At 42.9% G+C, this 22,132-nt stretch carries 22 protein-coding genes and 1 pseudogene; 11 read left to right on the forward strand and 12 right to left on the reverse strand.

Features of this window, described 5'->3' with window-relative positions; translation table 11 throughout:
• Nucleotide 1: 1 nt before the first annotated feature.
• From SPB21_RS08705 to SPB21_RS08730, 6 genes are all read right to left on the reverse strand, one after another.
• Complete coding sequence (locus SPB21_RS08705) at nt 2-1,948, reverse strand: tetratricopeptide repeat protein (protein ID WP_499866328.1); 1,947 nt, start codon at nt 1,946-1,948, stop codon at nt 2-4.
• A gap of 211 nt (nt 1,949-2,159) precedes the next feature.
• On the reverse strand, nt 2,160-2,699 hold the full coding sequence (locus tag SPB21_RS08710; protein WP_499866329.1) for a 2OG-Fe(II) oxygenase: 540 nt from the start codon (nt 2,697-2,699) through the stop codon (nt 2,160-2,162).
• A 98-nt stretch (nt 2,700-2,797) separates the two neighbouring features.
• On the reverse strand, nt 2,798-3,592 hold the full coding sequence (locus SPB21_RS08715; protein ID WP_499866330.1) for a hypothetical protein: 795 nt from the start codon (nt 3,590-3,592) through the stop codon (nt 2,798-2,800).
• Nucleotides 3,593-3,720: 128 nt separating this feature from the next.
• Nucleotides 3,721-4,908 carry a cyclophane-forming radical SAM/SPASM peptide maturase GrrM/OscB gene (gene grrM / locus SPB21_RS08720; protein WP_499866331.1) on the reverse strand — a complete coding sequence of 396 codons (1,188 nt, stop codon included), beginning with the start codon at nt 4,906-4,908 and terminating at the stop codon, nt 3,721-3,723.
• A gap of 102 nt (nt 4,909-5,010) precedes the next feature.
• Nucleotides 5,011-5,370, reverse strand: coding sequence for a hypothetical protein (locus tag SPB21_RS08725; protein ID WP_163659050.1), 360 nt, complete (start codon nt 5,368-5,370; stop codon nt 5,011-5,013).
• Between the two features lie 79 nt (nt 5,371-5,449).
• Nucleotides 5,450-5,698 carry a hypothetical protein gene (locus tag SPB21_RS08730; RefSeq protein ID WP_499866332.1) on the reverse strand — a complete coding sequence of 83 codons (249 nt, stop codon included), beginning with the start codon at nt 5,696-5,698 and terminating at the stop codon, nt 5,450-5,452.
• A 620-nt stretch (nt 5,699-6,318) separates the two neighbouring features.
• Between SPB21_RS08730 and SPB21_RS08735 the strand changes: the two genes are divergently transcribed.
• Entirely contained in the window at nt 6,319-6,507 is a 189-nt protein-coding gene (locus SPB21_RS08735; RefSeq protein WP_163660212.1) for a hypothetical protein, read from the forward strand.
• A 546-nt stretch (nt 6,508-7,053) separates the two neighbouring features.
• On the opposite strand, the gene SPB21_RS08740 is transcribed toward SPB21_RS08735, so the two are convergent.
• On the reverse strand, nt 7,054-7,506 hold the full coding sequence (locus SPB21_RS08740; RefSeq protein ID WP_489670947.1) for a Tery_1686 family protein: 453 nt from the start codon (nt 7,504-7,506) through the stop codon (nt 7,054-7,056).
• Between the two features lie 714 nt (nt 7,507-8,220).
• On the opposite strand from SPB21_RS08740, the gene SPB21_RS08745 reads away from it, so the two are divergent.
• The 8 genes from SPB21_RS08745 to SPB21_RS08780 all read left to right on the forward strand — a co-directional run bounded on the left by SPB21_RS08745 (nt 8,221) and on the right by SPB21_RS08780 (nt 15,716).
• Complete coding sequence (locus SPB21_RS08745; RefSeq protein WP_163660210.1) at nt 8,221-8,946, forward strand: phycobilisome rod-core linker polypeptide; 726 nt, start codon at nt 8,221-8,223, stop codon at nt 8,944-8,946.
• A 132-nt stretch (nt 8,947-9,078) separates the two neighbouring features.
• The gene (locus tag SPB21_RS08750) at nt 9,079-10,143 is read left to right on the forward strand and encodes a chlorophyll a/b binding light-harvesting protein (RefSeq protein ID WP_163660208.1); all 1,065 of its coding nucleotides are present in this window, start codon (nt 9,079-9,081) and stop codon (nt 10,141-10,143) included.
• A 136-nt stretch (nt 10,144-10,279) separates the two neighbouring features.
• Entirely contained in the window at nt 10,280-11,728 is a 1,449-nt protein-coding gene (locus tag SPB21_RS08755) for a chlorophyll a/b binding light-harvesting protein (protein ID WP_499866333.1), read from the forward strand.
• Nucleotides 11,729-12,009: 281 nt separating this feature from the next.
• A complete protein-coding gene (gene fldA / locus SPB21_RS08760) occupies nt 12,010-12,519 on the forward strand; it encodes a flavodoxin FldA (protein ID WP_163660204.1) in 510 nt (169 codons plus the stop codon).
• A gap of 210 nt (nt 12,520-12,729) precedes the next feature.
• Complete coding sequence (locus tag SPB21_RS08765; protein ID WP_250564790.1) at nt 12,730-12,987, forward strand: hypothetical protein; 258 nt, start codon at nt 12,730-12,732, stop codon at nt 12,985-12,987.
• A gap of 123 nt (nt 12,988-13,110) precedes the next feature.
• The gene (locus SPB21_RS08770; protein WP_499866334.1) at nt 13,111-14,184 is read left to right on the forward strand and encodes a chlorophyll a/b binding light-harvesting protein; all 1,074 of its coding nucleotides are present in this window, start codon (nt 13,111-13,113) and stop codon (nt 14,182-14,184) included.
• 69 nt (nt 14,185-14,253) lie between these two features.
• A complete protein-coding gene (locus SPB21_RS08775) occupies nt 14,254-14,613 on the forward strand; it encodes a 2Fe-2S iron-sulfur cluster-binding protein (protein ID WP_431732003.1) in 360 nt (119 codons plus the stop codon).
• A gap of 149 nt (nt 14,614-14,762) precedes the next feature.
• Nucleotides 14,763-15,716: an FAD-dependent oxidoreductase gene (locus SPB21_RS08780; RefSeq protein WP_163700331.1), complete on the forward strand. Its 954-nt coding sequence runs from the start codon at nt 14,763-14,765 to the stop codon at nt 15,714-15,716.
• Between the two features lie 19 nt (nt 15,717-15,735).
• On the opposite strand, the gene SPB21_RS08785 is transcribed toward SPB21_RS08780, so the two are convergent.
• Nucleotides 15,736-16,575, reverse strand: a complete 840-nt coding sequence (locus tag SPB21_RS08785; protein WP_499866335.1) for a YwiC-like family protein — start codon at nt 16,573-16,575, stop codon at nt 15,736-15,738.
• 429 nt (nt 16,576-17,004) lie between these two features.
• On the opposite strand from SPB21_RS08785, the gene SPB21_RS08790 reads away from it, so the two are divergent.
• On the forward strand, nt 17,005-17,676 hold the full coding sequence (locus SPB21_RS08790; RefSeq protein WP_163700334.1) for a tetratricopeptide repeat protein: 672 nt from the start codon (nt 17,005-17,007) through the stop codon (nt 17,674-17,676).
• A gap of 194 nt (nt 17,677-17,870) precedes the next feature.
• Here the strand turns inward: SPB21_RS08790 and SPB21_RS08795 are convergent, their stop codons facing one another.
• Nucleotides 17,871-18,170 carry a 2Fe-2S iron-sulfur cluster-binding protein gene (locus SPB21_RS08795; RefSeq protein ID WP_163700337.1) on the reverse strand — a complete coding sequence of 100 codons (300 nt, stop codon included), beginning with the start codon at nt 18,168-18,170 and terminating at the stop codon, nt 17,871-17,873.
• Nucleotides 18,171-18,969: 799 nt separating this feature from the next.
• On the opposite strand from SPB21_RS08795, the pseudogene SPB21_RS08800 reads away from it, so the two are divergent.
• A pseudogene (locus SPB21_RS08800) lies at nt 18,970-19,751 on the forward strand (SAM-dependent methyltransferase).
• 76 nt (nt 19,752-19,827) lie between these two features.
• On the opposite strand, the gene SPB21_RS08805 reads toward SPB21_RS08800, so the two are convergent.
• The 3 genes from SPB21_RS08805 to SPB21_RS08815 form a co-directional block, all read right to left on the reverse strand.
• Nucleotides 19,828-20,268: a hypothetical protein gene (locus SPB21_RS08805; RefSeq protein ID WP_163702933.1), complete on the reverse strand. Its 441-nt coding sequence runs from the start codon at nt 20,266-20,268 to the stop codon at nt 19,828-19,830.
• Nucleotides 20,269-20,473: 205 nt separating this feature from the next.
• Nucleotides 20,474-20,959 carry a tetratricopeptide repeat protein gene (locus SPB21_RS08810; RefSeq protein WP_499866336.1) on the reverse strand — a complete coding sequence of 162 codons (486 nt, stop codon included), beginning with the start codon at nt 20,957-20,959 and terminating at the stop codon, nt 20,474-20,476.
• 713 nt (nt 20,960-21,672) lie between these two features.
• On the reverse strand, nt 21,673-22,107 hold the full coding sequence (locus SPB21_RS08815; RefSeq protein WP_163660186.1) for a ferritin-like domain-containing protein: 435 nt from the start codon (nt 22,105-22,107) through the stop codon (nt 21,673-21,675).
• Between the last annotated feature and the right edge of the window lie 25 nt (nt 22,108-22,132).

Genomic DNA, 22,132 nt, shown 5'->3' on the forward strand with positions numbered 1-22,132 from the left:
TCTAGCGAGTCACGCGGTCATTGACAAAGATGAGTTGACGAATGTTGTTGGCCTGTAGTTCGGTTTCGAGCGGTTCAATCAGCCAACGGTAAAGTTGCTGACTGCTTGCTTGCACCTCTGCAGGGAAGCTCAAATCGGTAAGCTGAGCCCCAAATTGCTGGACGACTGTGGATAATTCCCCTCGGGAAACTGTTACGGGGACGCTACCGACTGAACCGCCTGCGGCGGCCCAAAGGAGCCACAGTTTATCGTCGGTCACAAAGGGGTAAATCAAGACCGCATCAGGATTGGCCTGTAACAGCTTGTAGGCATCGTCACTGAGGCTGTTGGGGGATTGAAAGAGGTCGTCTTCTTGGTCATTACTTGCGATCGCAGCTTCAAATTGAGACACTTGTTTTTCATAGCTGTCCGTCAGCACTCGTTGCTGCTCACGCAAGTTTTCTAGATCACCACAACGGATTTGCCGACAGGCATAGATTTCTTGCCCCAGGGCAATCAGGCTACCGTGGGCATCCACAACAGGCTGTTCAATTTTGGTGTATTGCAGATCGGTACCTGTCCAGGTGGCACGAGTGGTTCGGGTGAATTCACGTATTTCTTCCAGCTTCAAGAGATCGAGCACTTGTTGTGCTTCAGGAATACGACCTTGTTCTAACAGTAAATTGGCAAGGACTCGATAGTCATCTGCTACTGTTGAAAGAAATGATTGTTGAATTTCAAAGTCCAGTCCACCAATATCCTCTCGGATACTTTCCGTAATATTAGCAGCTTTCTTATAGAAGATAATAGCTAGTTCAGGCTTATTTTGTAACGCTAAAACAACACCAAACCCTCGAAGTATTCTCCACTTTGCATAGCGAAAGTCAGTGGATTGGATAATTGATAATCCCTGCTGTAATAGCTCAATACTTTGCTCATATTGTCCTATGTGTCCATAGGAATAGCCCAAGTTGGCAATTGCAAAAGCCTCAGAAACTAAATCACCAGTTGATTGGATAGTTAATATTGCCTGTTGAAAGAAAACAACTGCCTGCTCATATTCTCCACGAGCCTGTTTGTTCCAACCCAGGTTTACTAAAGCCGTGAACTCTCCAAATGGATCATTAGATTGTCTAGCAGTCTCTAATGATTCTTGAAAGAAGATAAAAGCCTCTTCAAAATTCTCCAGTCCGTTATAGGAAAGTCCAATACAATTTAGGCTAGAAGCTTGAATATAGTAACTCCACAGAGCATTTTGATATTCTTTAGCAATATCTAACGCCCGTGTACAAATATTAATTCCTTTTTCATACTGTCCAAGACCATGTGCATACACCGAGCCTATTTTCACTAAAATAGAGGAATTGATATGAGGATCATTAATACTTTGATTTAAATTTAAAGATAGCTCCCACATATTTAGTGCTTCCTCATATTTTGACATCTGAGATAAAGCACTACCGGCTACAATTAATGAACTAGCTGAAAAAAAATCAGATTGTAATGCATTAGGTAACGTTTGAGCTAAAGAAAAAGCTTGTTGCGATATCTCCAAAGATTCATTATATCGATTTTGATTGAGATGAATTTCACTGATATACAGTAATGTTTCTACCCTGTAAAGAGCTGAATCTTCTTCTTTGTAAAGTGTTAAGGCCCGTTCAAACTCCAAAAGTGCATTTGTTAGATCACCTGCTGAATAAATCAGCTTAGCCCTTTGAAATATATCAACAGCAATCGATCTGACCTGATAGCTAGTTGAGGCAGAGTCATCTGTTAGCTGACCTTCGAGTTCCAACTCATCTTTCATATCAGTTTGTGCGATAATAACCTCCTTGTTTTGCTCTGCAAGCTTTAGCTTTGAAGGAGTAAATTCTTGTGATTCTTGAGAGATTCCCCGTAGTTGGAGAGCGGGTAACATCAACACAGTAGTCACAACAAAATTAAGCAGATGTAGTGAATGAGGCATAGAGGGTCAGCTCCAGTCCTAGAGTTGATATCAGTATATAAGCCTAAACAGAAAAGCTTATTCACCTTTATAGAATCTTTCGGCAAGAGGGAGAAGAGAGTGGAAAGACATAGGCAAAAACGCTGGAGCTATGATATGTCTCGTCATAGCTCTGTTGAGATCGGACATTGCTAGCTCCATTGCCATAAATCAGTGAGTTATTTACTTCGTTCTATAGACCTGCACAAGCTAAATCAGTACGGATAATATATTTTGTGCCCCGTAATACTTTAGCGCCTTCATGGCGCAGTGCCTGCTTAAAAATAACTGCCTTACCAAGTTTAGGAACAATAGGCATTTTAGACTCACTAAAATATGTCTCACCCCCCTGTATGTCATCATTCAGGTAGGCAATCAAGGTTAAGTTCGATAGAAACCCAAACTTAAGCTTCTTGTGGGCATCAGAATGGGGGGCAATATATTCTCCTTCATCGTATCGGTAACATTCCAGCAGATCACCCAAATCAGCCAGCTGCAACTGGCATGCCCCATCATCAGATAAATAATTAATTAGCCTCATGGCTAAAGCACCTAAAATTGTAGTTTCTTCTAAACGCACCTCTTGATTATATCGCCCTGAACTTCTCTTCTGTGCAGGCTTAAAGCCCAGCATTTCTGCTTTTAGAATTATCACCATACATTCTTCTGGAGATAAGAAATTAGGAATTTCCCAAACACCATCTATGATGGGCTTCATGCTAATCTGTTTCACTATTATTCTAAGCAATGGACAGAACAAGAAAGTTTCAAGCAATTAATATTGACACAATCAGAATTTAGCCACGAATAGTCTCATAACTTTAGAGCATCTTAGATTACTATCTTTCTAGGCAAAAGACTGTTAGGTAGCTTTAGATGTCCACGAATCGTTAAAATAACATCGGCAAACTTTTTGCCTAATGTACAGCCATCATGAATGATACTTTCTGTAGGTGCAATATATGCTTCACCAGGAGCAACTCTCACTTTAACAATTGGGTACCTAGGATATTGCTTGAAGAATTGCTGTCTAACCCACTCAGATTTACTAGCTGCACTCATTTTTTTAGAGACAGGACATTGACTGTCAATTCTCTGCACTATCTCCAGTAACGTCAGATCCACAAAGAGGAAATATCTATCCTCAAGCCCTAGGTTAAGACAAATGCGATTGGTGCCAGTATGCCTTTTTCCCAGCGGCAGCTTATCCCAGCTATCCAAATGTAAACCGATATATTTTCCGATTTCTCGATTGTAGGTCACCGTCCTCAGGCCAGGAGCATTCACTGTCAACGGGTGCACTTTATAGTTTCGAACAGACAAGATAAAAGGACTCAATTGGGAGTTTAAATTCTCAATCGCTTGCCTATATCCTTCCTGAGACCATAAAAAGTGACAGTCTTGCTTGGTTACAGCAAAAGATACCCCCATATCTTCAAAGGGACTCAACATAGAATCTGTTACCTTAAAGATGCCAACATATTGGCCGTAAGCAGGTAATCTCTCACCGTCCTTTAAAGACATCACATCTTCTTCTAAACTTGTAGGTTCTCGCCAAGTGTTAGATGGAATAAATGCATTCTCGACATAACTTTGATGATAGGAAGTCTCATGGGTCGGCATCATACCATCACTGAGAAGAAATCGTGGTTTATGGCAGCAAGGTTCTGGATTACAGTCAATAATTTTGACAGTTTTGCTAAGATGTCCCATGTTCTTTTTAACATTGCTGAGATACTAAAATCCTTGGTACGTTAGGCAGCCCCGCGTATCCCCATCTGTTTCTCAATGTCCGTGAGTAAAATATCAGTCAATATTTTCTGCGTGTAGCGACAATACATTGTCTCTGTGGAATTAAAGGAGCCATTCTCAAAATATTTATTCGCAGGTGCTCCCCCTCCACATAACGAAAAATACTCACACTGCTGCCGACAACGATGGACTCCCGATTGAATGTCATGGTTAATTCGTTGAAATTTTGGGTTGTCAGCAATTGTGTTCAAAGACTCTGACCTAATATTTCCCAAAATAAATTTTCCGTAGTCAACACTATCAAGCGATAGAAGCTCTGGGGAGAATGTCATAAAATTCCCAGCATAATCAAAGCTAAGTATTGACAGGGGGGTTGCTTGGGTTGCTTGTTTAGTAGGATTACATATCGCTCTCCTAAGGCGATCAAACTCTCTAACCTTCAGCCTGTTGCCTGGCTGAGATGTCAGCGAGTAAAATCTTTTCATAAAGCTGAAATATTTATCATCAGCGTCTTGTGTATTCAAAGAAGAAGCTTGGTGATTACCCTCAATCTCTTCGACATTAAAACCGACACGGTAGATACCGTTGCTTAGAAAGAAATGGTAGAGTTCATCCGGGTAGCTTAAAGATTGTTCAGTCAAGACTGATATCACCGAAAAATCAATATGATTCTTTTTCAGCTGCTTGATACCTCTCATCGTGGCAGCGTGAGTTCCTAATCCTTTCCGAGTGACGCGATGAACATCATGGATAAAAGCAGGGCCATCTAAGCTGACGCCAACTTTTATTTTGTGTTTTTTAATGAAGCTACACCATGCATGATTAATCAAGGTCGCATTCGTTTGTAAAGAATGAGAGTATCTACAGGCTCTATGGTTGTACTGATCTGATAGCTCCTGGATCTTACCAATTGCTGCTTCATAAAAGCTGATTGGCATAGTGAGGGGTTCACCCGCATGCCAAACAATTGTGAATTGATCGGATAAAAAAGAACTGGAAAAGACCTCTCGGAAAATGGGCTCCAGCAAGTCAAGCGAAAATTTGTGCTTTTGTTGCCTGTTAGGCAAATAACAATAACTACAGTCTAAGTTGCAAAAAGTAGTTGGTTGAATGACTACTAGCTTAATGGGGCCAAACTGCTGCCTGCCTTTTGCAGGATTTTGAGGATTTTGAGGGAAACAAGCATGCATGGTGGATAAAACCTTGTTGATATCAAAAGTTGGGAGCCTAAATATTGCATCGCCAATGGCTCCTCAGTTAATTTTCTAAGTTGTTTTAAATGATTACTCCAGTTACCAGTTATCCCAGTTGCTCCAGTTTCCCCAGTTATCCCAGTTGCTCCAGTTTCCCCAATTATCCCAGTTGCTCCAGTTTCCCCAATTATCCCAGTTATACCAGTTCTGAGCGACCTCTTCTTGTTCAGGAGTGGAATCCACGTTCGTCTGCTCAGTTTGCTCCAATATGCCACTTGATTCTGAAGATCGACTTTGAGGGTCCTCTAGCAAAGATATTCTCACTCTGTGAAGACGTTCTTCTACATTGCCAAGTGTTTCCGACGATCCTGCAAAGGCCTCTGTCGAGAGAACTGTCAATGTTCCCACAATAATGCTGGCACCTAGCAGAATAGCTGAGAGTTTGAGTTTTGGATGCATCGTTTTTTCCGTATTTTTGATGATTGTTTGACTATTTTTAGAGACTTTGTTCGTATTATTTGTGGTTTAACGAGTTGTCTCAGCTATCGCTAGTAATGTTGCCCCAAGTAATATTGGCCCAGTTATCCCAGTTATCGCCAGCCATATTGGCCCAGTTATCCCAGTTATCCCAGTTATCGCCAGCCATATTGACCCAGTTGTCCCAGTTACCCCAGTTATTCCAATCTGACTCATTTCCCTGCTTGATAATTAAATCTGTATTACTTGACTCGTTGGCTTCTGACTTTACAGTGAATTCAGGAGCCAACGGGATCCTCTTTTTTGTCAAGATATTCCTAACTCTTTGAAGCCGCATTTCTACGTTTACAGAAACTTGTGAAGACTCTGCAAATGCAGCCATTGACAGCATAGATAATGCTCCCAAGATCAGCCCAGAAATGGCTAAAGTACTTAATAGTTTAAGTCTAGGATTTATTAGATCCATGGATATTTATAGACCTTTTCAATGGCTTTTGTTGGGTACTTTATCTGATTTCAAGTATTTACAATAAAGGTAATTTTGACTTGGCAAATATTTTTTTATTTTTTCTTGATTTTTAAAAATATGGGATGAGAAATTCCATAACTAATGCCAAGACTCAACAGGTAGAGAGTCCATATCTGATTTTTCAAAAGAATAATTTTTGTCGAACTTGTGTAAGATTTGTGCTACTGCAATTCAGCTGGTTTTTACTTTAAGGAATCCTAGAAACCAAGTGGCGAATATCACTGCTGTAGTGATATTCGCCAAGCTAAATAGTTTCGTAAAAGAATGCATGGATAAAATTGCTTCAGTTCAAAGGGGGCATTACCCCTTAGATCTAGAAGGCTGGAACTTATTCAGTTTTGTGGAGTTATGTAAAGAGGGTCTAGAGGTAAAAAACTATAGGGAGCGAAGGCTATTACCCAGTGCCGTACTACCCACCACTGTTTTACAGGCACTCAACTACTGCTGACCGTCATGAAGGGCTGCCAGGGGAATGTAGCGCAAGACACCATCCGGAGCGTAGTAATCGACTCATTACCGGTTTGATTGAGCTGCTGAGCCATCAGGCCCATGAGCCTGACGTAGAACTTTTAAGCCAGGGACTCAATTAGCTGGCCGAAGAACTTAATGTTAATTTCTAAGTGAAGGTAGCCGTCCTTGATATGCCGTTGGCTGAGCGAAGTCAAGCCAACACTCCCAGCCAGCATCTCCTAAGCAAAGTCGAAGGGAATGCTTACAAGTGAAGCAGGTCGTACTAATACAAGAAATAATTTATTTGTGCATGCACAAATAACAGGCAATGAACTATGCAAACAACTACAAAGTTCTGAAAGGATAAAGATTATTCCTGTTATTTTTACCAGTGCTTTGGATCGAGTCACATATCGATAACATTAGTTGTGAGAATTACCCATTATGGGGCAAGCCTTCCTAATCTATTGAGATTCAATCCATGGAGTGCAAAATTTTCATTGGGGTTTTGCCATGGCAAAGTTATTCTAAATACCTTGATTTTTAGGTATGTGAACTTATTATTATTTTTCATAGCTGTCGACAGCGAAGCTGTCGCAGTTATCGAAGACATCATCACTATGCAAGTGAATGGTGATGATGTCTCCGACCTATGATTGTTAGGCGGGCAACTATAGAATAGAATCCTAGTCCAAGATTGACCGAGATAAAGCCGTAGGATAGTTGAATAGGGTGAGAATCTGTTCCAAGAGATGGATAAACCTTTTTTTCTGGTTAGGATCCTCAGGAACATGTCTACCTTCGAATTGCCAATTTGTTACCGTTGAACATGTCCAGCATTTTCCCTGGTAGTCATGTCCTGATGCTTCAATGCCAATAAAACGACATGTAGGCTCTAACACAGCATCCGAAAAAAGAATCTGCAGAAAAACACATCGACAATTAAGCAAGTTTGATGTTTGTGGTGATACAAAATTCAAATCAATAGAGGAAGGTTGTATCTGTTGTTGTGTGATGTCATCCGTAAGCCATGGGCTTAGATCAGGAACTGCTACTGGAAACTCAGCTCTAAACATCACAGTAACATTAGCAATTTTACGTGTCAGACTAATGGACAGATCTTGAGCGCTAGCATTCATAAAACAGAAAAATCAAATTCAACTCAAAGTTGACAACTATCTACTTATTGCGATTATATATCAATAAGTAGATAGTTATTTCCCAGTAATTAGCCTGTAAATGTTTTCCTGCGAGGTTGAGCCAAACGAATTATAGGAGATATAAAAGATATATTAAAATGCCTGTATTTATTGATCTTATGGCATTTCATCTTATGAAAGATAGTATTTAAAGTTCGGACCTAGGCGTATTTAATATTCTACCTTAAAAATATTTTTCGACATTAATGAGAATCTTTTGAAAACACCTATGGATATTTAATTAGATGCTTATTATCTAGTATTTTCTCAAACATATTCATCTTTTTATCTACCCATCCACAATCCTAGCCTGGGACTTTATGTGTGGGCAATTCCCTAATGGTCTTTACTGTATCTGAGCAATCTTTAAATGGCTGTGTTGAGATTTTCTTATGAGTTTGTTTATAACCTGTTGATCTAATGTTGTTATAGGACTAGCCTAGTGTTGTATCAGGTAGCCTTTATATCTGGTCAGACAACCTGGAGATAACCTCCAGGTTGTTTCCTGCGTGATTAAAACTTTCTTGCCGCAAACGCCTTGCTAATGTGTTTACTGGAATGAGTATAGCCAGCAAAGCTTTGGATGTAATTGACTAAGCAACGAGTCATTAAATAGTTATCAAACACACAACTATTACTTTAGGAGACTGACTAATGACTATCCCTGTATTGGCCTACAATCCTACTTCTCAAAACATTAGAGTTGCTGCCTTAGGGGTTGGCAATGAAGAAAGCCCTAAGATTTTCTCAACTAATACTCTACCTAACGCTCTAGAAATAGATGCGTTAATCTATGCGGCTTATCGACAGATTTTTAATGAGCAACAGACAATTGCCCACAATCGTCAGCGTTTTTTAGAATCCCAGCTTAGGAGTAGTCAAATTACCGTCCGTGATTTTATTCGGGGATTGGTGACTGCCGATAGTTTTCGTCGCTATGTATATGACTGTAATAACAACTATCGGTTCGTTCAGCTTTGTGTGCAACGAATGTTAGGCCGAGATATTTATAGTCAAGCTGAGTCCAGAGCTTGGTCAATTGTCCTAGCTACTAAAGGTTTGACAGGATTTATCGATGCGCTTTTAGATAGTGATGAATATTTAAATACGTTTGGGGACGATACCGTCCCCTACCAGCGTCGAAGAATTTTGCCTCAGCGTGCAGTTGGAGAACTGCCGTTTGCACGAATGTCTCGCTATGGTTTAGGGCATTTAGAGCAGCTGATGGAGTTGGGATATGACTATGTGGCACGACCTTTAGTGCCTAGTTGGTGGGAATTCCCCAAGGCTCCAGCGTCTCCCTTGCCCTATGTTGTTGTTAGTTTAATGACGTTTGCAGCACTTTATCTAATTGCGTTTGTGCCCATGGCTTCGTCTTGAGCCGCCATGGAATGACATAAAACTTAAAAAAGGAAATATTCTCAATAATCTGAGAATGAACTAGAGTTTACTTGAACCTTATTGACATTTAAAGTCAATAAGGTTCACTTTTTGACTACAGGACTCATAACTATGACAACGTCTGTTGCAACCAGCGCAGCGGGTTCACCGCCTTGGTGGGCGGGAAATGCTCGACTGGTGAACTTATCGGGGCGACTGCTTGGTGCCCATGTCGCCCATGCCGGGTTGATTGTGCTCTGGGCTGGATTGATTACTCTATTTGAGGTTAGTCGTCTAGACACCGCCCGTCCTCTATATGAGCAAGGCTTTATTTTGCTGCCTAATCTTGCTCGTCTAGGTTACGGCTTGGGAGATGGCGGCACGATTGTGGATGGTCACCCCTACTTTGTTGTGGGGGCTGTGCACCTAATTAGTTCTGCTTTTTTAGGATTTGGCGGGATTTTCCACACCCTCAAAGGTCCTGAAACTTTGGGGGGTAGCTATGCCTATGACTGGAGCGATGGCGATAAGATGACCCAAATTTTGGGGTCACATTTGGTGCTGCTTGGCGGTGGTGCATTGCTTTTGGTAGCCAAGGCCATGTTGTTGGGTGGCCTGTACGATCCTCTAACGCAGTCCGTGCATACGGTTACACCTAACACCAATCCGGCTGAAATTTTTGGTTATCTGTTCGCAGGTAAGTTTTGGCTAGCGGGTGTGGATAATCTTGAGGATGTCGTGGGTGGTCACCTGTATATCGGTATTGTGCTGATTTTAGGTGGTCTGTGGCATATTTCCAGTAAGCCTGCAGCGTGGGTAAAACAGCTGTTTGTGTTTTCAGGTGAAGCATACCTGGCCTATAGCTTGGGAGCACTCAGTCTGATGGCGTTTGTGGCCACATTGTTTGTCTCTGTTAACTCTTTAGTATTTCCTACAGATTTTTTTGGTCCTACGTTGACTATTGAATTTGACCGAGTTCCTTATTTTGTGAGTACTTCTCCTGTAGATGGCTACTCATCACGGGAGTGGTTGGCAAATGCTCATTTCTGGTTAGGGTTCTTTTTCCTACAAGGACATCTTTGGCACGCCCTCAGAGCCGCTGGTTTTAACTTCAATCAAGGTCAAGTGACTGAGAACGTCGGTGGACGTGTTGCTGCTCCGACTGAACAGATGGCTATTAGTCAGCTCAAGGGCTAAGCATCCTGTCAATAAACGAAATGCTGTTGCTGATTGAGAAGAATGAATCGATCTGAAAGGCATGCTGCTGATCAGGGGCGTTCAGGTTAACTCGTTCCGAGGATTAGCAACACTCAAAAACACTAAAAGGTAAATCATGACTGCAACTGCAATTAGTAGTCGACCAGTTTCCCAGCGTGTGGGCTGGTGGGCTGGTAACGCTCGATTCATTGACTTTTCTGGCAAACTTCTGGGAGCCCATGTGGCGCATGCTGGGCTTATTACCCTTTGGGCTGGGGCTATGACCCTGTTTGAGCTGTCTCGTTACAGCCCAGATTTGCCCATGTATGACCAGGGTCTCATTTTGCTTCCCCATCTGGCCACCTATGGTTTAGGCGTTGGTGAGGGTGGCGTAATCGTTGACTCATATCCGTTTTTGGCTGTTGGTATGTTCCACTTGGTGGCCTCAGCTGTGTTGGGCGCAGGTGGTCTCTATCACTCATTTCTAGGTCCGGATCAGCTTAAGCAAGACCGCTCTTTTGCGGGCTTTTTTGGATATGACTGGAAAGACGATCGCAAGATGACCACCATCATTGGAATTCATCTAGTCTTGTTGGGGTTAGGTGCCTGGTTGTTAGTGGCCAAGGCGATGTTCTGGGGTGGTTTATATGACCCTGAGCTAGGTGCTATGCGGGTGGTGAATAACCCTACCCTAGGTGCCGGAGAAATTTTTGGTTACCTGGTAGGTTCCCATGGCGAAGCCGGTATGGCAGCGGTGGATAATCTTGAGGATATTGTCGGTGGCCACCTATGGGTTGGCTTAATGTGTGTATTAGGAGGCATTTGGCACATTGCCACTCGCCCCTTTGGCTGGGCTAAACAAGTTTTGGTTTATAACGGCGAAGCCTATTTGTCTTACAGCCTAGGGGCACTGGCCTACATGGGCATTTTTGCCGGCTATTTTGTCACCGTGAATGACACGGCGTATCCAGAAGTGTTCTATGGTCCACTGGGTTTCTTAGGTAATGCGGACATCATTCCCGTACGCACCTGGCTGGCAGCGTTTCATTTTGCCTTTGGCGGTCTATTGCTGGCCGGGCATCTATGGCACGCTATTCGAGCCAGGGCTCAGGCTCAAGGCTATAGCTTTGGAAGAGGGGATTTTGTGCTCAGCTATAACCCAGAGGTGGGCACCATGAATACGCCTCTCAACAGCTCTGATTTAAGCCTGCTGTGGATTAATAATTTGCCAATTTATCGCCAGGGGCTGTCTCCCTTTTCCCGCGGGCTAGAAATTGGCATGGCCCATGGATATTTCCTATTTGGGCCTTTTGCCATTTTGGGGCCACTGCGCAATACCGATCTAGCCGATCTTGCTGGCTTGCTTTCTGCCTGTGGTTTAGTGGTGATTCTGACCCTGGGACTGTCGCTCTACGGTAGGGCCGCCTTTGTCCCGAATAAGCCGATCGCTGGTGAGCTTCCTGAAAACCTTAAGTCTGCTGATGGCTGGAGCCAGTTTGCTACTAGCTTTTTAGTGGGTGGTGCTGGAGGGGCTCTATTTGCCTATCTGCTTGTTAGTAACGGTGATCTGCTAATGACTTTGTAGATATATCCCAACGGTCTTTAACCCGTAAGCCTTTCCTACGGGTTAAAGGCCATGAGACAACGCAGGTATATGGGCTTCTCTTGGCAATTAGCGCTATGCTTCCACACTTTTTCCAACTTCTTTTAAAAAGAATTATTCTCAATAACTGAATTCCATGTATACTCATCTAGAGACAAGTCTAATTGACTTTGATTATCAATTGGACGGGAATTCGCCAAGGAGACTATAGTTCCGTCGCATTATAGTCTCCACTTTCTTTTGACTTGATTAAGGGAGTCGTTATGGCCAAAGTAGGTTTGTTTTATGGGTCTACTACAGGTAAGACCGCTGATGCTGCTGAGCAGGTTCAAGCAGCATTGGGTGGTGATTCAGTAGTGGATCTTATTGAAATTGAGGATGCAAGTGCTCTAGCTGAATATGAGTGTTTGATCATTGCGTGCCCGACCTGGAATATTGGTGAATTGCAAGATGATTGGGCTGCTGTATTCGACGATCTAGATGACGTTGATTTCAGTGGCAAAACTGTTGCCTACATGGGGACAGGTGATCAAATTGGCTATGCAGACAATTTTATGGATGCCATGGGGCAGCTAGAGGAGAAAATCGCTAGTCTAGGTGGTAAAACTGTCGGCTATTGGTCTGCAGACGGTTATGACCATGAGGCTTCCATGGCAATTCGTGATGGCAACAAGTTTTGTGGCTTAGCTCTTGATGATGACAATGAGTCTGACAAGACTGAGAGTCGTATCAAGACTTGGACTGCTCAAATTAAACAAGAAATGTCGCTCTAAGCTATCTTATTACTCCTCTCTGTAGATAGCTTTTCCTAATTCAGTCAATAGTCTGATGCATCGGTTTTTATTAGCATAAATGCTTGACTATTGACTGACTCTCTCTCTGACTCTGCGTTTTCTCTCTTTTTTAGTTTCATGAATGTTATCGCCCTGGTTCTACATGCAGTAGGCCGTGTGGGAGTGATTATTGGAATCGGCGCTGGTTTAATGTTTTGCATCTGGCGGATGCTTCATACCTTGAAACAGGGTGCTAACTATGTTAGACGATTACATCAGATTCCTTGCAGTCGGTGTGCTTATTTTACGGGAGATTACCGACTGAAATGTACTGTCCATCCCGTGTCTGCTTTGACTGAAGAAGCTATCGATTGTGTTGATTATGTTTCTAGCTCTCCCAGGTGTGGAAAACTCTGTTCTCAATCTGCGCCGACCTATCAGCATATTAAAGAGTTAGTTAAGCGATAGTTTTAAGGTTAGGCGTGGAGGTTAAGGTGCAAAGAGTCTAGCAAGCGGCAAAACTTTTTAATCGTTCCCCCCATATCTCCCAACGTCATTAATGTGCAAGTTTTTTAGATAGGGGCTTAAATAATGCAATCTCAACCAACATTAGATGTAGCTGTTAATCGAGTCGATGGCTCTAGTAGTTTATCTCAGCTTAGAGATTTCTCGTGGCTACAGGGTAATGCCCGTTTAATTAATCGAACTGAGCTATTGCTGGGTGCACATTTAGCCCATGCTGGTTTGATTATGTTCTGGGCAGGTTCATTTACCCTGTTGGAAATTTCTCGCTACGTTGCTGATGTGCCCCTGGCAGATCAAGGGCTATTGTTATTGCCCCGTCTGGTTAATTTGGGTTGGGGCACGGATAATGTAGAGGCTTGGTTTGCGATCGCAATCCTCCACTTAGCATCATCAGCTGTTTTAGCTGCGGGTGGTTTGTTCCATGTGTTTAACAAGCAATCTACTAACTATGCAGTGGGCGATGACAGGATTATGGCCAAGGAAGAAGGATTGTGGAGTAATCCGGAAACCCTAAGCTTTATCCTAGGGCAACATTTAATTATCTTAGGATTTGCCGCATCATTATTTGTTCTTAAAGCTACTCGTTTTGGTGGTATTTACGATCCTCTAGCAGGCTCTGTTCATCTTGTTCAGAATGCCACCACCAATCCAGCTGTTATATTGGGTTATCTTTTCGGCTTCACTCGCCATGGTTGGGATCCCATGGGGATGGCAGCGGTGGATAACCTTCCAGATTTAGTAGGAGGTCATCTTTGGATCTCTGTCATTTGTATCTCTGGAGGCATTTGGCATACGGTGCGTGCCCCATTTGGTTGGTTCCGAGAAAAGTTTATTTATGATGGCCATGTCATTTTGTCCTACAGTCTTGCTGGTGTTGGCCTGATGGCATTGATTTCTATCTTCTTTGTCTTCAATGAGCTGGTTTATCCCATTGAGATTTTTGGAGATAATCGATTAGAAACAGTGGTCTTGCAAGCCGTTTTGGCCGTGGTCTTTCTGGGTGGCCATGTGTGGCATAATCTGCTTGGTCAGAAGAGAAGTGGCCGCTTCAGTGAGTCTTCTTACTATGAAGCAGCCATGGCTGGTTTTGCTACCATATTGGTCGTCGCCTTGGCCATAGGATTGAACAGCGTTGCCTAGCGGTTTCTCAACTATGGATTCCTCTAGATCCATGCCGACTCATCTCTACCTGGTGGAGATGAGTTTTTTTTGACATTTAGATATGGTTTTAAGTTAATGCATTGGTATAACGTTACTCTACAAAATGACCGCTTGGGTCAAAAGACCACATTGAAGGCTTCGGAAGATCACTCCATATTAGATGCGGCAAAGGAAATGGGTTTGAACCTTCCTTTGCCCTGTCGGACAGGCATGTGTGATGCTTGTGTTGGTAAACTTTTGATCGGTGATCTTGATCAGACAGAGCAATCACTTTTAGACGACGCTCAAATTGCTGAGGGGGGTGTATTGTTGTGTCGTGCTTATGCGCTCTCCGACTGTACAATTGCTATTGATTGGGAGGGCGGTGTTTTAGAGCAGAACTATCCATTTATAGCTATAGGTAGTTAAGGCCTTCCCACTATATGTCGATTTCTCTTCCTTACGCCAATACATAAAATGCTATTGACGCAGATACAGGTCTAGAACCAGGTGGGGTGGTAGCTTAACAGTTGTTGGAGTACTGTTCTACTTTCAAATATTTCTGAGGGACTGGTATTGTGGAAACCCATGAGTTTGATGTTGTTATTATTGGTGGCGGTCCAGCAGGATGCGCTTGCGCACTCTACACAGCTCGCGCTGACTTAAAGACTATTATTTTGGATAAAAATCCAGCTGTAGGAGCCTTGGCCATTACCCATAAAATCGCCAATTATCCTGGTGTAGCTGGTGATATCAGTGGTGGTGCTTTACTGGATATGATGCGCGATCAGGCTGTTGCCTATGGCGCTGGTTATCAGCGATCTCAGGTCTTTAGTATTGATGTTGAGGGACCACTAAAAAAAGCTTATACTCCCGAAGGAACTTTTGTAGGGCGAGCTTTAGTATTGGCAGCAGGGGCTATGGGGCGAAAAGCTTCATTTCCTGGTGAGGCTGAATTTTTAGGCCGAGGTGTCAGCTATTGTGCTACGTGTGATGGGGCCTTTTATCGGGATCGTGAAGTCGCTGTTGTGGGCTCTAACCTGGAGGCACTAGAAGAAGCTCAAGTACTGACTAAATTTGCGTCTACCGTTCATTGGATTACGCCTAAAGTGCCTAAGCCGGATGATGTGCATAGTCAGCAACTGTTGCAGATGGGCAATGTCAAACCTTGGAATCGTGCTCGTTTACTGAATGTGCAGGGTGACATCATGGGGGTTAACGGCATAAACATTAAACCACTGGATCAATCTCCTATTGAACTACCTGTAGAGGGTGTTTTTATCTATCAGAGTGGCTCCAAACCGATCACAGATTTTATTCATGGTCAGATTGCCCTTAATCCGGACGGCGGGGTAAAAGTAGATGAGATGATGAACACTTCCGTAGACGGTGTGTGGGCCATTGGTGACATTCGCAATACGCCTTTTAAGCAAGCTGTTGTAGCAGCAGGAGATGGCTGTGTGGCGGCAATGTCTATTGATCGCTTTCTCAACCGTCGTAAGTCTATTAAGCCCGACTGGGATCACACATAGTCAAGCTAAAATAAATCCCTCAGGTTGGTGCAGGTAAATACTCTGGCAACACTGTTAAACAGGCTAAGGCCGTATAGGTAAGGGCAAAGTAGGTTTCAAACCGGGCGATATATTCAAACCGACAGTTGCAGTACCAGTCTCGTAGCAAAACAACAACGGCGAGCTTGAGTAACGCGACTGCCAGGGTAAGAGCTGTAAATAAAGATAACCAGCCTAATAAGTAAAGTGTTGCAGCTATTGCGATCGCAATGCTGTGATACACCAAACTACCGGTCAGAGAACTGGTTTTTACTTTGCGTAGCTTTATAGTAAAAACCGCACTGGCAAAAAAGAGAGTATTGAGTACCCATAGTCCTATGGCCTGAATGGTAATGGTGCCTGTATTGGTGCCATAGATAAACAGCGTGGCCATACATATGGTTCCAAACATCAGCATCTCAGTATCGATACTCTTTTGTCGTCGCCGTAGCACAGCGACCATGTCGAACCCCATGGCGATGACACCCCCACTACAGATCCATAACAACACTGGATGACGATAAGTAAGGTAGGCGGCAATTGCGATCGCAATCCCGCCATAGATACCGGCCCACAATAAATATCGCGGTTTCCAACTTCGTCGTTGCTTAATTTGTACAACTAAGGGATGTTCGGCCTGTAATCCTAAAAAAGCACCCAGACAAGCCAGGCTAGTTTCCCATGTCCATGTTTGAGCAAGAGAAGCACCGGTTAGTAAAGCTCCAGCCAATACCAACAACACTCCATGCTCAGGAGAAAATGTGGGCCAATAAATAGGTTTAGTACTTCCTGCGCGAGATGTGGAGATCGAAAAAGTTGCTACTTGAGAACTGGTCATCATTGAAGAAAGTAATAAAATTGGCGTTGCTAATTTTTGGAAGGCTTAAGCTGAGAAATCCTCTGATGTCAAGCAATTGTGCCAGGGCCATTCATCCCTTAAATCACCTGCCACATAAACTTGTTCCATGCTTAGCAGCAGTATTTTGCTGTAGAAAAAACTCAATCAAACATTAATATCCAGGCTTTGCACTTTGAGATATGCCAGATCTACTTACATGAGAATTCTTCCTATTAAGGATATACTATGGAATGGCAAAAAGCTAACTATATTTCTCACGACTTGAAACAATAATCACAATTCTTTAGGTTCAGAAATAGAGAGCTTTGAGATTTATGGATAATTCAAGATGCCTTGGCCAGCAGGTTTAAATTTGAGAACTAGTGTCAATAGTTGCTATGCTTACTAGGGTAGCTAGCGGACTATCCATTTATGCTCCTACGTAAATGCCTTCCACTGTTTTTATTCTCTCTACTCTTAAATCCGCTGCCAGCCTTGGCCCAATCCCTTGAAGAGGTGGCACAGCAAGGTTTAGAAGCTTATCGCTCCGGAGAATATGAAGCGGCGGCAGCGGCCTGGCAGCAGATGATTGAGATTGACCCTCAAAATGCTGATGCCTATAACAATTTGGGGGCTACACTGTATCAATTAGGGCGGCCAGCAGAAGCTGTAGATGCCTATCGGCAAGCGTTAGAAATCAATGGAGATAGTGCAGATACCTATAATAATCTTGGCACTGTATTGGCATTTCAGGAGAACTATGAAGAAGCCATTGAGGCCTACGAGCAAGCCATTGAGATCGATCCAGACTTGCCTGAGGTCTATGTAAACCTGGGTAATCTACTGCCTGCAGAACAGGCAGTAGCAGCCTATGCAAAAGCGATAGAGCTTAACCCTAACTACGCTCAGGCTCACAACAACTTAGGCACAGTACTTTTTGAATTAGAGCGATATGAAGACGCCATTGTTGCCTATGGTCGTGCCTTGGAAATTGAGCCTGATTTCCAAGCCGCTCAAGAAAATTTAGCCCTAGCAGAAGCTGCCCTAGAAGCCCGTGAGGGCGAAGATGAGGACTCAAATGATGAGAATACTTCTTCAGAGTAGCTGAAGTTGGCGTTGCTGATTCTCAGGAAAAGGTATTTAAAAAATTCTGATTTAGGGAAATCTTACTACATCGATTTATCTCCTGAATCAGCAACGGCATAAATCAATTAGAGCGATACCTGTATGTGAGTATAGAAACAATTGTTTTATCGGCATATTAATCCTATTGCCTCTATACTTAGGCGTTGAAATCACTAGTACAATTCATCTTCCGAATTCGTTTCAATTTTGCAATCAGACATTGGATAGGTGACACAAAGTAAAGCATAGCCAGCAGATAGCTGATCGTCATCTAAAAATGACTGATCTGATTGGTCAACATCTCCTTCTAAAATTTTGCCAGCACAGGATGAACAGGCTCCAGCACGGCAAGAAAAAGGTAAGTCCACTCCTTCCTCTTCGGCAACATCAAGAATGTACTCATCTTCAGGCACCTCAATGATTGCATTGATGCCGTACTTTTCATTGACAAGGTTCACTTTGTAAGTTTGCATATACGTTGTTAAAAGAAAACAATCTGCTTTTCGTATTATTGCAATATTTTCTCAATAATTAACTCATAAATCAAAAATTACTAATGATTTTGCTGTAGCTATTCAGGATACTGATTTGCAGATCACCTCGAAATTTATTGGTGAGTAGTTCTCAACTCTCTAAAGGTGAGTCACTTTAATAAATATACGTTATTATTGAGAATAAATCCTATTAATTAAGGTGAAACATATGGTTGCCTGTCCTTGCTGTTCTGGGAGTTTGCTGCGCCATGTTCGTGCAACAGGTCTCTACTGGATGTGTTTACGGTGTCGTCAGGAAATGCCAATAATGACCAGTGTAGAGCTTGTTAAACAAAACTATAAAGTAGACCAGCATTGCGTTGTTGAATATTCCCGCAGCTAGGGCTTTCCTGTTGGTTAACCCATAACTGAATATGATGCCGGTGGTTTGCTATATAGGACTAATTCTCAATATTAACTGTATAATTATTTTCACCTGGAATAGCTGAATTCTAATTGCTATTGGCAGCCAAAGGACTTTATGTGGGCTCTGCTCGATGAGACTTTTGGATTTTTTCAGAATTTGGCTATTGCGGTGTTCACTCGGTTATTTTTTGGTTGAAATAAAAAATATTTCAACCAAAAAATTTTCTTGTCGAAAGGTAGTGAGCCCCTGACTTCTTCGTCCTAACTTCCTGCCGAGCCAAGCTTTCCTGGATTAAGTGGATGCTCCGTGTATGAGCTACCTCATAGAATAAGATAGAGTTCTTTGGCATATTCAGGGTATTGTCTTGCGCTAATGAATATGGCTCAGATAGATCTGAAAACTGCCCCAGCCCATCAAGTGTTAGCGACTGCCGGTAAACAGGCTCTTCGCCCAGGAGGATATAGAGCGACTGAACAGCTTTTTGCCTGGGCTGACTTTCAGCCTGGTGAAACTGTTCTAGAATTGGCGGCAAGCTTTGGTTCAGTGCAATTTCCTTGGCGCAGCGCTACGGAGTACGTGTGGTGGGCATCGAGAAAAATTCTGACAGTGTGGCTCGTGCCCAAGCCAATATTGCTGCTGCTGGCTTAACTGACCAGGTCAGTGTTATTAAGGGAGATATTTTCCATTTAGAGGAAATTACAGAACAGTTTGACTATGTGCTAGCAGAAGCAATTTTGACCATGCAGTCTGCCGCAGGTAAGGTTAAAATTTTGTCTGGCATTTGCGATCGTCTCAAACCTAATGGTCAATTTCTTAGTCACGAATCGCGGGCGAGTGATTCTAATATTGAGGCTATTCATCGAGACCTGTCCACCACTATTCGGGTGAATGCCGCCCCGTTGTCCATGCAGGGATGGATGGATGTTTGTCAAACCGCAGGACTCACTGTAGAGCAGTCCAACAGTGGTCCTATGGCACTGCTTAACCCTCTCTGTATTGCTAAAGAGGAAGGCGTACCGACTCTACTAACCATGGGTTGGAATATGCTCACCCGTCCGGTTCTCCGTCAGCGCATTCTCTCTATGCGAGAAACGTTTATCCGTCATGGCAGCAACTTAGGTTATGTTGTGCTTTGTGCCAGAAAGGAGAGATAAACCATGTCTAGTCTCACGTTTATGCCCACGTTGTCTGCTGTTGGTTAGTGCCGTAGATTATATTTCAACTAAGACTCTAAAACGATGCCGAGGAACCTGACTGTTTTGTTTTTACTAGGGCAACTCTTCCATACCGGGGATCAATATCTAGTCCCATGATTTCTACCTCATGTTTATCAGTCTGAGAAGAGTCCTCAATTGTATAAGTTACGACTTCTCCAGGTGTCAACGTTAAACAGTGATTGAAGATAGCTTTCCTGGACTTTATGGGTAAAAACACGGTGTCTCCATAGGCCAAAGCCGCATGATTTTGAAAGGTAACTTGTCCATCATGGGTTAAGATCCCCGCTGGTGTTGGAAATTGATCACACCAATGAACAGCTAAAAACCAACGAGCATCAGCTAGCCGATTAAAAATATGCCCCTTCTTGGGATGTTGTAATACACGGTAGCCACCTTTGACCGAGATAATAGTGCCACCTAAAAAAGCAACGGCAACATCAATAAAGTGATTCATTGTTCAGAGTCATGGATTGTGTGACTTCAAGAATTGTTTTCGAGGATGTTAATAACTGTGAAGAAAATTATAGATTGAGAATTTTAGAAATTAGTATGCTCCAAGCGATCGCAACAGTAATTGGGGACAGAATTAACAACAGATTTATGTCAATTATGGCAGGAGGATCCCACATAAACTAATGCTCTCCAGAAATATGTAATCTTTACGGCTTTTCACCGATTTGCTCTAGTCGGCTCAATACAATCTGACGATTTCGTCGTGCGTTCTGATAGCCAGGATTATGCATCAAGGCTTGTTCAAATGAATGTAGAGCATCTTGATACCTTTCCAGGTTGAAAAGGGCATCCCCTCGGTTATCCCAACCGAGAGCGGAGCCTTGTGCGCCCCATTGACTATTGATTTCAAGGGCTAAATCACAGGATACTAAGGCTTGATGAAATTCTTGCAGTTGACTGAGAACACCACAGCGATTTGCCAAAACAAGAGAATACTCTGGTTCAATTAATAAAGCATGATTGTACGCTAACAAAGCATCTGGATAACGCTTTTGGCTAAAAAGCTGTTGCCCTAAATTATTCCATACTGTGGCATCAGTGACACTGGCAACAGCAGGGGATACGTTAACTATTAAACAGAGAAAAAGAGTGATAACTATCGTGACTAACGATTCAATCTCTCGACCCACCATTACTTGCATGCCTCCCGCATTCATACATGCTCAGACAGATGACCTTAGCATCACCTAAATAAGAAAAATTGTCAATAAGGATCTACGGCAATTTGTAGGTGATTTTATGAATTTAGGAGCGTGACTGATAATGCCTGCGCCACGGGAAGCAACTGTATTTAGTTTGCTCAGCAGACGATTAAGCAAACCTGAGGGACTTGTCGGTTCACATATCCGTTCGGGTGTTAGGTGATAGGGTTGGGTACTTTGGCTTAATACTTACACTTATCATCTCTAGGGCCTCATACCGTTTGGCCAGCCTGTGATCGTGAAATATGCGTGTAATCCCAGGTTTAGCGTAGGCAAGATCGGCTGCGATCGCAATCGCCCTACCATCGATCCCCGCTAAAAATCAGCTTTCTAAGCATAGGCCTTTCTTGAGATTTATACCCAATAAGCCTGATTTATGTACAACTTAACGTCTTCTAAAATTTGGTAAGCGGCTAGAATGCTGCGACCCACTACCCAAATTTTCCCATCCTTTTGGAGTAGATGAAGCTTATCCTGCCAAGGCTCAGGCACCTTGCCTGCTTTGATCTCGTTATCATCGTCTCAACGATTCCGTTGTTTGGGCACCGGTACTAATGTGGCATCGACGATTTGACCACATAGGGCTTGGTAGCCCATCGCGTTAAGATAGGCCCCCAAACTACCTAAGCAACGGTTCCACGAGCTCAACTATAATCACGCAACATTTTTTTGATCTCGAGTGTATGCATTTCTTCCTGTCCAATTTTGGTACGGGTATATTCTTCCAAATAAACGCTGGCGTTTTGGACCACATCTAGGAGCTTTTTGTACATATTTAATGCCGTTTGCTCATGGTTTAGACTTTCTGACAGGAGGTCTTTAACCGAGTGGCGGTTGTTTTCCTCAATAGCTGAGATTTGCTGACTGGGATGGCCTTCTAGCCCAGTAATAATCTCACCGGCTTCTTGGGCATGGAGTAAAGATTCATTTGCCTGAGTCTTGAAAAAATCTACAATCGGAATGCGATTGGGCCCAGTAACCATTAAAGAACAATGGGTATAACGCACCACACCAGCTAGCTCAAATTCCATAATTTGATTGAGCAGTTCAATGGTTTGTGAGGTGTCAAGGTTTTTCATTTAGTCATGTTGAGAATCAACGAGT

This window comes from Leptothoe sp. ISB3NOV94-8A (assembly GCF_043421595.1).
In the GTDB taxonomy this organism is placed as follows: Bacteria; Cyanobacteriota; Cyanobacteriia; order Phormidesmidales; family Phormidesmidaceae; genus Leptothoe; species Leptothoe turfae.

Coding starts and splice junctions, on each gene's coding strand:
- SPB21_RS08705 (WP_499866328.1), bottom strand. CDS start 1,948: ATGCCTCATTCACTACATCTGCTTAATTTTGTTGTGACTACTGTGTTG.
- SPB21_RS08715 (WP_499866330.1), bottom strand. CDS start 3,592: ATGATGCCGACCCATGAGACTTCCTATCATCAAAGTTATGTCGAGAAT.
- grrM (WP_499866331.1), bottom strand. CDS start 4,908: ATGCATGCTTGTTTCCCTCAAAATCCTCAAAATCCTGCAAAAGGCAGG.
- SPB21_RS08725 (WP_163659050.1), bottom strand. CDS start 5,370: ATGCATCCAAAACTCAAACTCTCAGCTATTCTGCTAGGTGCCAGCATT.
- SPB21_RS08740 (WP_489670947.1), bottom strand. CDS start 7,506: ATGAATGCTAGCGCTCAAGATCTGTCCATTAGTCTGACACGTAAAATT.
- SPB21_RS08745 (WP_163660210.1), top strand. CDS start 8,221: ATGACTATCCCTGTATTGGCCTACAATCCTACTTCTCAAAACATTAGA.
- SPB21_RS08750 (WP_163660208.1), top strand. CDS start 9,079: ATGACAACGTCTGTTGCAACCAGCGCAGCGGGTTCACCGCCTTGGTGG.
- SPB21_RS08755 (WP_499866333.1), top strand. CDS start 10,280: ATGACTGCAACTGCAATTAGTAGTCGACCAGTTTCCCAGCGTGTGGGC.
- fldA (WP_163660204.1), top strand. CDS start 12,010: ATGGCCAAAGTAGGTTTGTTTTATGGGTCTACTACAGGTAAGACCGCT.
- SPB21_RS08765 (WP_250564790.1), top strand. CDS start 12,730: ATGTTTTGCATCTGGCGGATGCTTCATACCTTGAAACAGGGTGCTAAC.
- SPB21_RS08770 (WP_499866334.1), top strand. CDS start 13,111: ATGCAATCTCAACCAACATTAGATGTAGCTGTTAATCGAGTCGATGGC.
- SPB21_RS08785 (WP_499866335.1), bottom strand. CDS start 16,575: ATGATGACCAGTTCTCAAGTAGCAACTTTTTCGATCTCCACATCTCGC.
- SPB21_RS08790 (WP_163700334.1), top strand. CDS start 17,005: ATGCTCCTACGTAAATGCCTTCCACTGTTTTTATTCTCTCTACTCTTA.
- SPB21_RS08795 (WP_163700337.1), bottom strand. CDS start 18,170: ATGCAAACTTACAAAGTGAACCTTGTCAATGAAAAGTACGGCATCAAT.
- SPB21_RS08805 (WP_163702933.1), bottom strand. CDS start 20,268: ATGAATCACTTTATTGATGTTGCCGTTGCTTTTTTAGGTGGCACTATT.
- SPB21_RS08810 (WP_499866336.1), bottom strand. CDS start 20,959: ATGGTGGGTCGAGAGATTGAATCGTTAGTCACGATAGTTATCACTCTT.
- SPB21_RS08815 (WP_163660186.1), bottom strand. CDS start 22,107: ATGAAAAACCTTGACACCTCACAAACCATTGAACTGCTCAATCAAATT.